Origin of the sequence: Kocuria palustris (genome assembly GCF_007666205.1) — a bacterium.
In the GTDB taxonomy this organism is placed as follows: domain Bacteria; phylum Actinomycetota; class Actinomycetes; order Actinomycetales; family Micrococcaceae; genus Kocuria; species Kocuria palustris_A.
Genome location: NZ_VDOR01000001.1, coordinates 175,170 through 189,882, shown reverse-complemented (window position 1 = coordinate 189,882; position 14,713 = coordinate 175,170). Strand labels below are relative to the sequence as shown.

The window sequence follows — 14,713 nt, the reverse complement described above, 5'->3', positions numbered from 1 at the left end:
CGGCCTCATCTCCCGGCGGCGGACTTACCGGACCAGCACGGGCGATTCGATGCCCTGAGAGCCTTCTCAGCGCATGAGATCGCCCGCTCGGCCGAAGAGGGGAGGGGGGATCACTGCAGGAAGCCGCGCAGCAGCGTCTCCGTGCCGGCCAGGTGGTCCTCCATCAGCGCTCGGGCGGAGGCGGCGTCGCCGGCCAGCACCGCCTCGACGATCTGCGAGTGCTGCTGGTCGGCGTGCTGCAGGTTCGCCGTGAGCTGGGGGATGTGCTCCAGCAGGGCGTTGACCCGGGCGCGAGTCTCCACGACCGCGTCGAGCAGGGTCCGCGACCCGGCCAGCTCGGCGATCGCGATGTGGAAGCGGGCGTCGACGGAGCGGTACACATCGTCGTCCGCCGCGGAGCAGTCCGTGAGGCACAGGCGCAGGTGGCGGCCGGCCTCGGCGGAGGGCTCCGATCGGGCGGCCAGCTCGGCCGCTGCGGGCTCGACGATGCGGCGGAAGGTCAGCACGTCCTCGCACTCGGCGGCGGGGATCTCGCGACGAGCCTCGACGGGCGGCACGTCGACGATGAAGGTCCCGCCGTAGCGACCGCGGCGCGTCTCGAGCAGCCCTGCGCCCTGCAGCTCGCGCAGGGCCTCCTGGAGCGTTGCGCGCGAGACCCCCAGGTGGCGGGCGAGATCGCGCTCCGGCGGCAGCTTGGCGCCGACCGCGAAGAGCCCGACCTTCATCCCCTGGAGCACTCGCTCGACGGTCTCCTCGAAGGCGTTGCCCGAGCGCACGGGTCGCAGCACGTCGAGGGGGCGGCCGAGCTCGTCCACTGGGCTCCTTCACGGGTCGCGAGGTCACGGGCGCCTCAGCGGCAGAGGGCTCCGCGCGACGCGTCCGACGACTCTACGCTGAGGCCCTTGACCGCCCCTGTGTGAGGTGCTTCACTTCCCCTGACTCCAAAGGACCGCGAACAGGCCATTGGAGCACCAGCACAGAGACCGAGGTGGTCCCCATGACCCGCGATGACACCGCGCCGCCCGCTCAGAGCGCCGCCGCCCAGGAGTACCTGGCCCACCGGCAGCTCAAGAAGGGCGCCGCCGGGTGGGTGCTCCTGGCGGGCCTGGGAGTCTCCTACGTGATCTCCGGCGACTTCTCCGGCTGGAACCTGGGCCTGGCCGAGGGCGGCTGGGGCGGTCTGCTCATCGCCTTCCTGCTCATGGGCGTCATGTACACGTGCATGGTCTTCGGCCTGGCGGAGATGTCCTCGTCGCTGCCGGTGGCCGGGGCGGGATACGCCTTCGCGCGGCGCGCTCTGGGCCCGCTCGGCGGGTTCGCCACAGGCATGGCAGTGCTCATCGAGTACTCGGTGGCCCCGGCTGCCATCGCCACGTTCATCGGCGGCTACATCGAGGCGCTCGGCCTGTTCGGCATCACCAACTCGTGGCCCGTCTACCTGGTCACCTACCTGGTCTTCATCGGCATCCACATGTACGGCGTCGGCGAGGCCCTCAAGCTGATGTTCGGCATCACGGCCATAGCCCTCGTGGCGCTCGTGATCACCGTGATCGCACTGATCCCGCAGTTCGACGCCGCGCGGCTGTTCGACATCGTCCCGGACGGCTCGATGGGCTCGAGCGCGTTCCTGCCCATGGGCGCGGCAGGCGCGACGGCCGCCCTGGTCTACGGCATCTGGTTCTTCCTGGCGATCGAGGGCGTGCCCCTGGCCGCCGAGGAGACCGCCGACCCGAAGCGGGACATGCCTCGCGGCATCATCGTCGCGCTGCTCATCCTCCTGGCCACCGGCGCCCTGATGCTCGTGCTGGTCCCCGGAGTCGGCGGCGCGCAGGCCATGTCCACCTCGGACAACCCCCTCCCGGAGGCCCTGCGCAGCGCCTACGGGCAGGACAGCGTCGTCGCCCAGATCGTGAACTACGCCGGTCTCGCCGGCCTCGTCGCGAGCTTCTTCTCGATCATGTTCGCGTACTCCCGCCAGCTCTTCGCCCTCTCGCGAGCGGGCTACCTCCCGCGCTGGCTGTCGCTCACGGGCTCGCGCAAGACCCCGTGGGTGGCCCTGATCGTGCCGGGCACGATCGGCTTCGCCCTGGCGGCCATCACCCGCGACGGCGGCCTGCTCATCAACATCGCCGTGTTCGGCGCGACCGTCTCCTACGTCCTGCTGAACCTCTCGCACATCATGCTGCGGATCCGCGAGCCCGAGCTCGAGCGGGGCTACCGCACCCCCGGCGGCGTCGTCACCACCGGCATCGCCCTGGTCCTCGCCGTCGTCGCCGTGATCGCGACGTTCTTCGTCGACATCCTCGCGGCCAGCATCACCGCCGGGATCTTCGTGATCTTCCTGGCGTACTTCCTGCTGTACAGCCGCCGCCATCTCGTCGCCAGCGCACCCGAGGAGGAGTTCGACCGGCTCCGAGCCGCAGAAGCAGACCTGAACTGACCCGTGGCTCCGCGCGAGCTCCGACCATCGATGTGAGGAATCACCATGAACCCGCAGCACCGCAACGACCGCATGCTCTCCGTCGACGACCTCCGGGGGCTCATCTCCTCGGGCGAGATCGACACCGTCGTGCTGGCCTTCACGGACATGCAGGGACGGCTCCAGGGCAAGCTGTGCCACGCCGAGTTCTTCATCGAATCCGTGCTCGACCACGGGGCGGAGGGCTGCAACTACCTCCTGGCCGTGGACACCGAGATGAACACGGTCGACGGCTACGCCATGACCAGCTGGGAGGCCGGCTACGGCGACATGAGGTTCGACATGGATCTGGAGACGATCCGCCTCATGCCGCACAACCCCGGCCAGGTCATGATCCAGTGCGACCTCACGGACACCGCCGGCAACCCGATCCCCATGTCCCCGCGCAGCATGCTCAAGAAGCAGCTCGAGCGCGCCCGGGAGATGGGCTATCAGATGCTCACCGGGACCGAGCTGGAGTTCTGCGTCTACAACACGACGTACGAGGACGCCTGGCGCAGCGGCTACCGGGACCTCGAGCCGGCGAACCAGTACAACGTCGACTACAACATCCTGGGCTCCCAGCGCGTGGAGCCTCTGCTGCGCGAGATCCGCAACTCGATGTACCGAGCCGGGATGACGGTCGAGTCGGCCAAGGGCGAGTGCAACTTCGGCCAGCACGAGATCGCCTTCCGCTACGACGACGGCCTGGTCACCGCCGACAACCACGTGGTCTACAAGCTGTCCTCCAAGCAGATCGCGCATCAGCAGGGCAAGTCGGTGACCTTCATGGCCAAGCCGAACCAGCGGGAGGGCAGCTCCTGCCACATCCACATGTCGCTGCGCGGCCTCGACGGGTCGACGGTCTTCTGGGACGACGCGAAGGGCCGGCGGACCGAGACCTACGACCGGTTCATCGCCGGCGTGCTCCACGGGATGAAGGAGATGACGCTCTTCTACGCGCCGAACATCAACTCCTACAAGCGCTTCGCCAAGGGCAGCTTCGCCCCCACCTCCGTGGCCTGGGGCATGGACAACCGCAGCTGCGCGATCCGACTGGTCGGCGAGGGGCCGGCGGCCCGCATGGAGAACCGCCTCCCCGGCGGCGACGTCAATCCGTACCTGGCACTGGCTGCCATGCTCGCCTGCGGTCTGGACGGCATCGAGAACGAGCGGGAGCTCGAGCCGATGACCGAGGGCAATGCCTACGAGTCCGGCGCCCCGGTGGTGCCCCGGACCATGAGCCAGGCCCGCGATCTGCTGGATCGCTCCGAGCTGGCGCGCCGGGTCTTCGGCGACTCCGTCGTGGACCACTACGTCCACTACGCCGACGACGAGATGGAGACCTTCTACAGCGAGGTCACCGACTGGGAGCTGCGCCGTGGTTTCGAGCGTCTCTGACTCCGCCTCACGACGCCCGCGGGTCGGCGTCACCACGTACTACCAGGAGGGCACCTGGGGGGTCTGGAGCTCGATGGGCGCCATCGTGCCGAGCGCCTACGTGGAGGCCGTGGCCTCCGCCGGGGGCGCCCCGATGCTCCTTCCGCCGGTCGGGATCGACGCCGCGGCCCTCGACGTCCTCGACGGCCTGATCATCATCGGCGGCCCGGACGTCGACCCCGCGCACTACGGGGCCGAACCGCATCCCGAGACGGACCCGAAGCCGCTGCGCGACGCGTTCGAGATCGAGCTGACGCGGGCAGCGATGGATCGGGGGCTGCCGGTCCTCGCGATCTGCCGCGGCGCGCAGATCCTCAACGTGGCGCTGGGCGGGACGCTGCACCAGCACCTGCCCGAGATCACCGACAGGGCCCACGAGTACCGGCCGGCACCCGGCGAGTACGGCCGGGTCGAGTTCAGCACGGCCCCCGGCTCGATCTGCCGCACGCTGCTCGGCGAGCGCGCCTGGTCGCCGTGCTACCACCACCAGTCCCTCGACCGGGTGGCCGACGGCCTGACCGTCACCGCCTCCGCAGACGACGGCACCATCGAGGCCGTCGAGACCGCCGACGGCAGCTGGGTCGTCGGCGTCCAGTTCCACCCCGAGGAGAACCGCGGCGACCCGCGGCTCTTCGAGGGGTTCGTCGACGCCCTGCGGGGCCGCGACGTCTCCCGAGCATCCGCAGCCGACCAGGAGGCCCCCCTCTGATGAGCACCACCGACATCCTCAGTCCCTCGACCGGCGAGACCCTCACCCAGGTCGAGCAGACTCCCCTGGAGGAGGTCGATGCGGCGATCGCGCGCGCCAAGAGCGCGTTCGAGTCCTGGCGGTCGATCGATCCGGCGGACCGCGCGCGACTGCTGCGGCGCTTCGCCGACGCCGTCGACGCGGACATCGACCACCTCGCCCGGCTCGAGGTCCGCAACGCCGGGCACACCATCGGCAATGCGACGTGGGAGGCCGGCAACGTCCGCGATGTCCTGGCCTACTACGCCGGCGGCGTCGAACGGCTGTCCGGGCGTCAGATCCCCGTCCCCGGCGGGGTCAGCATCACCTTCCAGGAACCGCTCGGAGTGGTGGGGGTGATCGTGCCCTGGAACTTCCCCATGCCGATCGCCGGATGGGGTCTCGCCCCGGCGCTCGCGGCGGGCAACACCGTCGTGCTCAAGCCGGCCGAGGTCACGCCGCTCACCGCCCTGCGCCTGGGCGAGCTGGCGCTGGAGGCGGGCCTGCCCGAAGGAGTGCTCACGGTGCTGCCCGGCAAGGGCTCCGTCGTGGGCGATCGCTTCGTGACGCATCCCGACGTCCGCAAGATCGTGTTCACCGGCTCGACCGAGGTCGGCAAGCGGATCATGGCCGGCTGCTCCGAGCAGGTGAAGCGGCTGACCCTGGAGCTCGGCGGCAAGAACGCGAACCTCGTCTTCGCGGATGCCGATCTCGAGGCCGCCGCGGCCGCAGCCCCCGGCGGGGCCTTCGACAACGCGGGCCAGGACTGCTGCTCGCGGGCGCGGCTGCTGGTCGAGCGCAGCGCCGTCGATCGCTTCCTCGAGCTGCTCGAGCCGGCGGTCAAGGGCTTCGTCTGCACCGACCCGAGCTCGGCCGATGCCGAGATGGGGCCGCTGATCACCGCCGAGCATCGCGACAAGGTCGCCGGGTACGTCGACAGCGGCTCCGTGCTCTTCCAGGGCCGGGCGCCGTCGGGCAGCGGATTCTGGTTCCCGCCGACCGTGCTCGACTCCCGCGAGGGCGCCCCGGACTTCGACGAGGAGATCTTCGGGCCCGTCATCTCCGTCGTGCCCTTCGACGACGAGGCCGATGCCGTCCGGATCGCGAACAGCACGGAGTACGGGCTCTCGGGGTCCCTCTGGACCCGCGATGTGGGTCGGGCTCTGCGCGTCTCGCGGGCCGTCGAAGCCGGGAACCTGTCGGTGAACAGCCACGCCTCGGTCCGCTACTGGACGCCGTTCGGCGGATTCAAGCAGTCCGGCTTCGGCCGCGAGCTCGGCCCGGACGCGCCCGACGCGTTCACCGAGACCAAGAACGTCTTCATCTCCTCCGAGTGACCCGACTCGGAGCATCCCCCACAGCTCAGTGACCCAGGAGGACACCATGACCGATATCAACGCGCGACTGTCAGGCCGTTGCGCCGTGATCACCGGAGGAGCCAGCGGCATCGGACTCGCCACCGCCCGGCGCTTCGCCCAGGAGGGTGCGAACGTCGTCATCGGCGACATCGACCCTGCCGCCGGCGAGAAGGCCGCCGCCGAGGTCGGCGGACGCTTCGTCCAGGTCGACGTGACCGACGAGACCGCGGTGAACAGCTTGTTCGCGACCGCCAAGGAGGCCCACGGCAGCGTCGACATCGCCTTCAACAACGCCGGCATCGCGCCCGATGACGACAACTCGATCCTGGAGACCGGGCTCGACGCCTGGCACAAGGTGCAGCAGGTCAACCTGACCTCCGTCTACCTGTGCTGCAAGGCCGCAATCCCTTACATGCAGGAGCAGGGCAAGGGCTCGATCATCAACACGGCGTCGTTCGTTGCGGTGATGGGGGCGGCGACCTCGCAGATCTCCTACAGCGCCTCGAAGGGCGGCGTCCTGTCGATGACCCGGGAGCTCGGCGTCGAGTTCGCCCGCCAGGGCATCCGCATCAACGCGCTGTGCCCCGGCCCCGTGAACACGCCTCTGCTCAAGGAGCTGTTCGCAACGGATCCGGACAAGGCTGCCCGCCGGCTCATCCACGTGCCCATGGGCCGCTTCGCCGAGCCCGAGGAGCTCGCGGCGGCCGTGGCGTTCCTGGCCAGCGACGACTCGTCGTTCATGACGGCGTCGACCTTCCTGGTCGACGGCGGCATCTCGAGCGCCTACGTGACCCCGCTCGACCAGATCTGATCCCCCACCCGCGCGGAGCGGGCGATCCCGTGCCCTATGAGTGCTCATGGCGCATGAGATCGCCCGCTCGCGCGATGCAGGTGCCCGCTTCAGCAGGCGCGCCCCGAAGGGAGGCTCACTCCAGCACCGTCACCGTCTCCGTGAACGGGGTGTCCTCGGAGGAGGTCCCCACGTAGACCGTGAAGTCGCCCACCGGGATCGTGAACTCGCCCAGCTCGTAGTCCCACACGCTGAACGGCTTGGCGGTGGCCTCCGGGTTGAGCACGATCTCCACGCGCTGCGAGGCCCCCGGCTCCAGGTGCACCTTGCGGAAGCCCACCAGGCGCTTGGGCGGCTGGCCGGCGGACGGCACGCCCAGGTAGACCTGCACGATCTCCGCGCCCGCCGTCTCACCCGTGTTGGTGACGGTTGCCGAGACCATCAGCGGGTGGGTGGCACCGGTGACGGTCTCGGAGACGGCGACGTCGTCGAGCTCGAAGCTCGTGTACGACAGCCCGTGGCCGAACGGGAACAGCGGCCGGATGCCCTGCGACTGGAACCACCGGTAGCCCATCTCCAGGCCCTCGGAGTAGCGGATCGTGGGGTAGCCGTCGCCCTCGTCGACGCCGGGGTGGCGCTCGGCGCGGTCGTGGTACAGGCTGTCCTGCTCGCGGCGCATGTAGGTGGTCGGCACCTTGCCGGACGGGTTCACCCGCCCGAACAGCAGGTCGGCCACCACGTGCCCGTCCTCGGCGCCCTGATTCCAGGCCTCCAGGACCGCGCTCGCCTTGTCGATCCACGGCATCAGCACCGGGGTCGAGTCCTTCAGGACGACGACGGCCGACGGCGCCGCGTCCAGCAGCTCCTCGATCATCCGGTCCTGGTCGTCGCCCAGGTGGGAGGTGGTGCCGTCGGCGCCCTCGGTCGCGACCATGCCGGCCATGATGACCACCTGATCGGCGTCCCGGGCTGCCGCGACGGCCTGGTCCAGGTCGGAGAGATCGCGCGAGACCGTGACCTTGGAGACCGAGGCGTCGGAGCCCAGATCGCGCAGCACGTCCTGCATCCCGTCGAGCGGGGTCACGGTGTAGAGCGGATCCACCTTCGACGACCCGCCGCCGCCGTTGCAGGCCACGTCCACGTAGTCCGGCTGGCCGATGATCACGACGCTCCGGGCGGCCTGGGGGTCCAGGGGGAGGCGGTCGTCGTCGTTCTTGAGCAGCACGGCCAGCTGCGAGCCGATGCGGCGGGAGACGGCGCCGTGGGCGGCCGCGTCGATCTCGCCCGGGTCGTAGTCCTTGCCGAACTGGTCGAAGCGGAACATCTGCGTGAAGCGGCGCACGAGCGCGCGGTCCACGGTCTCGATCTCGAGCGAGGTGTCGTTGAGCGCGGCCTTGACCGTGTCCTCGTTGAGGAACTTGGCGTCGGGCATCTCCAGGTCCATGCCCGCGCTGAGCGAGGCGGCGGTCGAGCGGCAGGACCAGAAGTCGGACTGGACGTAGCCCTCGAAGCCCCACTCCCTGCGCAGGATGTCGTGGAGCAGGTACCGGTTCTCGGTGGCGTAGGTGCCGCGCACGCGGTTGTAGGCGCTCATGATCGCGGCGATGCGGGCGTCCTTGACCAGCATCTCGAACGGGAGCAGGTACAGCTCGCGCAGCACGTGCTCGTCGACCTCGACGGAGGCGCGGAAGCGCTCGACCTCCTGGTCGTTGACCACGTAGTGCTTGCCCATCGCGATGACGTCGTGGTCCTGGATGCCCTTGGCCACCTCGACGCCCATCACGCCGGAGAGGTAGGGGTCCTCGGAGAAGTACTCGAAGTTGCGCCCGGAGATCGGGGTCCGGTGCAGGCACACGCCCGGGCCCTCGAGGACGTGCTGGCCCAGGGTCGCGGATTCGGAGCCGATGATGTCGCCGTACTCGCGGGCCAGCTCGGGGTCGAAGCCGGCGGCCAGCCCGATGGTCATGGGCAGCGCGGTCGCGGGCGGCGACGGGGTGCCGTCGCCCATGCCCACGCCCACGGGTCCGTTGGTCACGCGCATGCGGGGGATGTCGAGCTCCTCCGTGGCGGCGACGTGGCGCTTGATCTGGATCTGCGCGGCCAGCTGCTCCATCTCGTCGTTGCTGGAGACGTCATTGGTCATCGCGTAGATGTCGATCGTCTCCATGTTGCCGTGCAGCTGGGCGATCTTCTGCTCGAGGCTCATGGCCTCCACGAGCGCCTCGGCGCGCTCGCGGGGGGCCTTGGAGCCGTCCATCCAGGGCTTCTGGTCGGTGCTCATGGGGTCGTCCTCCTTCTGGCCGTCGTCGTCGACGGCGCCTGGGGATTGCTCGGTGAGACCAGCCTCACAGGCGTGCACGAGCGGCCGCCAGGGGTTGCGGGTCCTTGCCGGGCGGCGTCATCAGCCGGTCCCCTCCCCACAGACCGGCCCCGGTCCGACGGCCTCAGTCCGACGGCGCGAGCGCCAGCCGCACGCCGAGCGCGGTGATGACCGTGCCGGCGACGGCGTCGGTCCAGCGCTGCACCGCAGGGCGGGCGAAGAAGTCCTTCATCCGATGCACCGCCAGGATGATCAGCCCGAACCACAGCAGGGTCTCGACGACGTGGACCAGTCCGAGCACGGAGCCGCCGACCAGGGCCGGGGTCTCGGGAGGGAGGAACTGCGGGATGAGGGCCACGTAGAACGCGCCGATCTTGGGATTCATGAGATTGGCCAGGAGGCCCTGCCGGTAGAACGCGATCGGGCGCCCGGTGCGGCACCGGGCGCCCTCGGCCACGGCGGTCGCGTCGATCATCCCGGTGTCGGCGGCGGGCTCCTCGCGGCGGCGGCGCACCGCGGAGAGGATCATGCCCGCGCCGAGCCAGACCATGTAGACCGCGCCGGCGATCTTCACGACGGTGTAGGCGGTCGACGAGGCCAGCAGCAGCGCGCTGATGCCCACGGCCGCGACGACGGCCCACAGGAAGATGCCGCTGACGATCCCCAGGGTGGCCGCCATGGCGGATCGCCGTCCCGCGCGGGCCCCGGTGCGGATCACCAGAGCGGTGTCGAGCCCGGGGGTGATCGTCATCAGCCCGGCGACGACGGCGAACGAGAGGACGGCCGACCACAGCTCCATGCGGGTGAGACTAGGGGATCGGCCGAGCGCGGGAGCCGCTCGTGCCGGGGCACGGCGCGGCTCCCGTCGTCCTCAGAGCGCTGCGAGCAGGAACGTCCAGAGGCAGATCACCGCGAGCATGCCCAGGCTGTAGGCGATCGAGCCGCGCAGGATCTCGCCCTCCCTGCCGTTGAGCCCCACCGCGCCGGCGGCGATCGCGATGGACTGCGGGGAGATGACCTTTGCGGTCGTGCCGCCTGCCGTGTTGGCGCCCACCAGCACGGCAGGGTCGGCGCCGATGCCCTGGGCCGTCGCGGTCTGCAGCGGCGCGAACAGGGTGTTGTTGTTGACCACCGAGCCGGTGAGGAACACGCCGATCCAGCCGATGATCGGAGCGATCAGCGGGAACACGGGGCCGGCCGCGGCCAGGGCCGAGCCCATCGAGGTGGAGCCGCCCGAGAAGTTCGCGATGTTCGCCAGCACCAGGATCACCGCGATCAGCACGATGGCCGGTCCCAGATCCTTGACGGTGCCCCGCAGCTCGCCGAGCAGCCCGCTCAGCGAGACCTGGGGAGTGGTCAGGAAGGAGACGATGACGGAGAGCAGGATCGCGGTGCCGGTGGCGCCCAGGATCGAGAGGCTCCAGGTGGCCGTCACGGGGTCGCCGGACGACGTCGCGATCTGGTCGGTGAGCCCGGGGATCGGGAACTCGAGCGTGGTGAACCCGAGGGGGCCGGTCATGAACAGGGACTGCACGGCCGGGATCGACCACACCAGGATGATCCCCGACAGGATGTAGAACGGGCTCCAGGCGACCAGGACCTCGCGCCCCGAATGCGACTCCTCCGCGGTCTCCGAGGCCTCCTCGGCCTGGGAGATGCGGCGCGGGGACCACACGCGGCACAGCGCCATCAGCGCGACCATGGCCGCCAGGCCGGCGCCGAGGTCGGCCAGCTCCGGGCCGAGGAACCAGAGGATCCCGCCCTGCACCGCGCTGAAGACCACCGAGGCCACGAGCGCCGGGAGCCAGCTCTCGCGCAGCCCGCGCACGCCGTCGACGATCATCACGAGCAGGAACGGGATGAGGAAGGTGAGGGGCTGCAGGAGGATGACCAGGGTGCGGGAGAGGTCCATGACCTCCATGCCCGTGACCTGCGCGCCGATGAGCACCGGGACGCCGATGGCGCCGTAGGCCCCGGCGGCCACGTTGGCCACCAGCGAGAGCACGGCCGCGCGCACGGCCGGGAAGCCGAGCTGCACGAGCAGCGCCGCGCAGATCGCGATCGGCACGCCGAATCCGGCCACGCCCTCCAGGAACGCGCCGAAGGCGAAGCTGATCAGCAGCACCTGGATCCGCTGGTCGCGCGAGACGGCCGCGATGGAGGAGCGGATCACGTCGAAGCGCCCGGACAGCACTGCCAGCCGGTACAGCCAGACGGCCATGATGATGATGTAGGCGATGGGCCACAGGGCGGTGAGCAGCCCGAGCAGCCCGGCTCCGGCGGCGGCCGAGGCCGGCATCCCGAACACGGCCAGCGCCACGACGGCCTGCACGACGAGGGCGATCACCCCCGATTTCAGGCCGGTCAGCTTGAACAGCACCATGCACGCCAGGAACACGATGATGGGCAGCGCGGCCACGAGAGCCGACAAGGGCAGGCTTCCGAGGGGGTCGATGTTCTGGGTCCACATGGCAGGGGTCTCCAGCGGTCAGGGGCGGGCGGGGACGTGGAGCGGCCGCCGTCGTCGGGCTCGGGCGGTGGACGACGGCGGCCGAGGGGTCGGCGGGCTCAGCCGTCCAGGTCGGCGACGACCGCGGCGAGCGCGTCGGCCGAGGCCTTCAGCCGCGTGAGCTCCTCGTCGGAGAACGGCGTCTCGCGGATGGGGACGGCGCCGTGCGCGCCGACGATGCTGGGCACGGACAGCGCGACGCCGTCGATGCCGTGGAAGTCCGAGAGCACCGGGGCGACGTTGAGGATGGTGTGCTGGTCCCTCAGCACGGCCTCGACGATCCGGGCGCTGGACAGCCCGATCGCGTAGTTGGTCGCGCCCTTGCCCTGGATGACCTTGTAGGCAGCCCCGCGGACCTCGTCGGCGACCTTCTCGAGGTCATCCGCGGTGAACAGCGGCTTGCCGTCCTGGGTCCATTCGAGGATGGGGACGGTGCCGATCGTCGCCGTGGACCACAGCGCGAACTCGCTGTCGCCGTGCTCGCCGACGATGTGGGCGTGCACGCTCGTCGTGGAGACCCCGGCGTGCTGGGCCAGCAGCCAGCGCAGGCGGGAGGTGTCCAGCACGGTGCCGGAGGCGAAGATGCGCTCGGGCGGCAGGCCGGAGAGCTGCTGGGCGACGGTCGTCATGGGATCGCACGGGTTGGTGACGATCACGTAGACGGCATCCGGAGAGGCCTCCAGCAGCTGGGGCATCAGGGAGCCCAGGATGCCGGCATTCGTGGCCGCGAGGTCCAGGCGGGTCTGCCCGGGGCGCTGCTTGGCGCCGGCCGTGATGACGACGATGTCCGAGTCCTCGGTCACGGAGATGTCGGATCCGCCGATGATGTCCGTCCCGGCGGCGAACTGGGTGCCGTGGGAGAGGTCCAGGACCTCGGCCTCGGTCTTCTCGGCGGCGATGTCGTAGAGGGCGATATGGCGGGCGGAGCCCCGGATCATCGCCGCGTACGCGACGCTCGAACCCACGGCTCCGGCTCCGACGACGGTCAGCTTCCCATTTCTGCTCATGACCCCAGGTTATGAGCGCTTGTGTGGCTACGGGTGGCATTGCCTGCGATTGCCGCGCTGTTTGCCATGAGGTCGATCACAACCGCAGATCGGGGGTGGAAGGGTCAGGCGGTGGTCTCCGGCGGGAGCACGATGTCGAAGCGCACCCGGGCCCAGTCGCGGTCGAGCTCGCGGCCGTCGGGGGTCGGCGCTCCGGCCGGCTGCTGGACGAAGTCCTTGATGAGCGAGGGCTTGACGCCGAACACGGTGTCGCGCTCCAGGTACTCGTCGCCGTCGACGAAGATGTGCGTGACGAGCGTGTGCTTGCCGGGGGAGGAGACCATGAAGTGCAGGTGGGAGGCGCGCATCGGGGAGCGCCCGACGGCCTCCAGCATCTTGCCCACGGGCCCGTCGTACGGGATCGGGTAGGGCACCGGGGTGAGCCCCCAGAACCGGTACTCGCCGTTCTCGTCGGCGAACAGGTGCGCGCGGGTGGCGGTGCGGTCGTCGTCGTACTGGACGTCGTAGAACCCGTCCTCGTCGCATTCCCAGACCTCGATCCGGGCCCCGGGCAGCGGCTCGCCGTCGGTGCCGCGCACGGTGCCCTCGACCCAGCACGGCTGGCCCTTGGCGCCGAAGGACATGTCCCCGCCCTGCTCGATCTCCGGTGCGTCCTCGACGAAGAACGGCCCGAAGACGGTGGCCTCCGTCGCGTCCTCGTACGCCTCGTTGTTGATCGCGATGGTCTGCATGGAGACGCCCAGCGTGTCGGAGAGCAGCACGAACTCCTGGCGCACGTCGGTGGTGATGTGCCCGGCATCGGTCAGGAACCTGATGCCGGCGTTCCACTCGTCCTCGGTCAGGCGGACCTCGCGGGCGAACTCGTGCAGGTGCCGCGTGAGCGACTGCATGATCTCCCGCAGGCGGTCATCGGGGGAGTCCTCGAAGGACTTCAGGGCGATGTCGGTGACGAACTGCTCGCGCTCGGCCTGCTCGGCGGAGACGTTCTGGGTGCGGTTCTCGGTGCTCATGCGGTCCTCCCGGGGTCTGCTCCCTCCCACGCGGCGCGCAGGAGATCGGTCAGGTCCTGCTCGGTGACGGGGGTGGGGTTCGACGACGGCGCCGCCGCCAGGCTGCGTTCGACCGCCTCGGCGATGCCGTCCTCCGGCATGCCCAGATCCCGCAGCGCGCGGGGGGCAGCCGTGGCCTCGCGCAGGCGCTCGAGTCCGCCGACGGCCGCCGAGGCGGGGTCGGATGTGTCCTCGGCGCCGAAGGCGCGGGCCAGGCGGGCGGCGATCTCCGGGACGGATGGGGCGTTGAAGGCCAGCACATAGGGCAGCACGATCGCGTGGGTCTGCGCGTGTGGCAGGTCGAAGGTCCCGCCCAGGACGTGGCAGATCTTGTGGTGCAGCCCCGAGCCGGCCGAGGCGAAGGACACCGCGGACAGATACGCCCCGCAGAGCGCCTGGTCGCGGCCGTCGAGGTCCTGGGGGTCGGCCACGACGCGGGGCAGGCCGTCGCTCAGCGCCCGGATGCCCTCCAGGGCCATGGCCTGGGCGATCGGGTCGGTGGCCGGGGCCCACATCGAGTCCACGCAGTGCGCCAGGCCGTTGAACCCGGAGGCCACGGAGAGCTCGACGGGCAGCGACGTGGTCAGCGTCGAGTCGTAGATCACGGTGCGGGGCAGCACGCGGTCGTCCAGGCCCGTGGACTTGGTGCGGTCCTCGGTCATGCCCCACATGCGGGTGGCCTCCGAGCCGGCGTAGGTGGTGGGCGCCGCGATGATCGGCAGCCCCGTGGTGAGCGCGACCGCCTTGGCCAGGCCGGTGGTCGAGCCGCCGCCGACGCTGACCAGCAGGTCGATCCCGTGCTCGGCTGCCGCCGCGCGGGCGCGCTCGGCGTTCTCCCGGGGGACGTGCTGCTGGACCTCGGTCCAGGTCAGCTCGACCGGCAGCTCGCCGACGAGCCCCTCGGCGAGCTCCTGCTCGAAGCTCGAGGCGATCAGCATGATCCGCCGGCCCCCGAGGCGCTCGACCTCCTCGGCCAGGTGCTCGGCGCCGCGGCCGGCATCCAGGATGACCCGCTGGCCGAGGGTGTCGTGGGTGAAGGACGTCATGGGTCTGTC

The 14,713-nt window shown here is 70.4% G+C and carries 12 protein-coding genes; 5 read left to right on the top strand and 7 right to left on the bottom strand.

The genetic code is table 11. From position 1 onward, the window contains the following. Positions 1-110: 110 nt before the first annotated feature. Complete coding sequence (locus FSY66_RS00845) at positions 111-815, bottom strand: FadR/GntR family transcriptional regulator (protein WP_222115490.1); 705 nt, start codon at positions 813-815, stop codon at positions 111-113. Between the two features lie 182 nt (positions 816-997). Between FSY66_RS00845 and eat the strand changes: the two genes are divergently transcribed. Genes eat through FSY66_RS00820 form a run of 5 tightly spaced genes read left to right on the top strand, consistent with a single transcriptional unit; the run spans position 998 to position 6,794 of the window. After that, positions 998-2,440 carry an ethanolamine permease gene (gene eat / locus FSY66_RS00840; RefSeq protein ID WP_144790336.1) on the top strand — a complete coding sequence of 481 codons (1,443 nt, stop codon included), beginning with the start codon at positions 998-1,000 and terminating at the stop codon, positions 2,438-2,440. A 45-nt stretch (positions 2,441-2,485) separates the two neighbouring features. After that, a complete protein-coding gene (locus FSY66_RS00835; protein WP_144790334.1) occupies positions 2,486-3,859 on the top strand; it encodes a glutamine synthetase family protein in 1,374 nt (457 codons plus the stop codon). Beyond that, positions 3,840-4,607 carry a gamma-glutamyl-gamma-aminobutyrate hydrolase family protein gene (locus FSY66_RS00830; protein ID WP_144790332.1) on the top strand — a complete coding sequence of 256 codons (768 nt, stop codon included), beginning with the start codon at positions 3,840-3,842 and terminating at the stop codon, positions 4,605-4,607. Before FSY66_RS00835 ends, FSY66_RS00830 begins: the two co-directional genes overlap by 20 nt. Beyond that, the gene (locus FSY66_RS00825; protein WP_144790330.1) at positions 4,607-5,962 is read left to right on the top strand and encodes an aldehyde dehydrogenase family protein; all 1,356 of its coding nucleotides are present in this window, start codon (positions 4,607-4,609) and stop codon (positions 5,960-5,962) included. Before FSY66_RS00830 ends, FSY66_RS00825 begins: the two co-directional genes overlap by 1 nt. A gap of 46 nt (positions 5,963-6,008) precedes the next feature. After that, positions 6,009-6,794, top strand: coding sequence for a 3-oxoacyl-ACP reductase (locus FSY66_RS00820; RefSeq protein ID WP_144790328.1), 786 nt, complete (start codon positions 6,009-6,011; stop codon positions 6,792-6,794). A 115-nt stretch (positions 6,795-6,909) separates the two neighbouring features. On the opposite strand, the gene FSY66_RS00815 is transcribed toward FSY66_RS00820, so the two are convergent. From FSY66_RS00815 to FSY66_RS00790, 6 genes are all read right to left on the bottom strand, one after another. Continuing rightward, complete coding sequence (locus FSY66_RS00815; protein ID WP_144790326.1) at positions 6,910-9,054, bottom strand: beta-glucosidase; 2,145 nt, start codon at positions 9,052-9,054, stop codon at positions 6,910-6,912. Positions 9,055-9,217: 163 nt separating this feature from the next. Beyond that, positions 9,218-9,892: a LysE family translocator gene (locus FSY66_RS00810; RefSeq protein WP_260853281.1), complete on the bottom strand. Its 675-nt coding sequence runs from the start codon at positions 9,890-9,892 to the stop codon at positions 9,218-9,220. Between the two features lie 72 nt (positions 9,893-9,964). After that, positions 9,965-11,563, bottom strand: a complete 1,599-nt coding sequence (locus tag FSY66_RS00805) for an L-lactate permease (protein ID WP_144790324.1) — start codon at positions 11,561-11,563, stop codon at positions 9,965-9,967. Positions 11,564-11,661: 98 nt separating this feature from the next. Beyond that, a complete protein-coding gene (locus FSY66_RS00800) occupies positions 11,662-12,609 on the bottom strand; it encodes an L-lactate dehydrogenase (RefSeq protein ID WP_144790322.1) in 948 nt (315 codons plus the stop codon). Between the two features lie 104 nt (positions 12,610-12,713). Then, positions 12,714-13,619 (bottom strand): intradiol ring-cleavage dioxygenase, encoded by a 906-nt coding sequence (locus FSY66_RS00795; RefSeq protein WP_144790320.1) that lies wholly within the window; start codon positions 13,617-13,619, stop codon positions 12,714-12,716. Further along, positions 13,616-14,704 carry a maleylacetate reductase gene (locus FSY66_RS00790; protein ID WP_144790318.1) on the bottom strand — a complete coding sequence of 363 codons (1,089 nt, stop codon included), beginning with the start codon at positions 14,702-14,704 and terminating at the stop codon, positions 13,616-13,618. Before FSY66_RS00790 ends, FSY66_RS00795 begins: the two co-directional genes overlap by 4 nt. Positions 14,705-14,713: the final 9 nt, after the last annotated feature.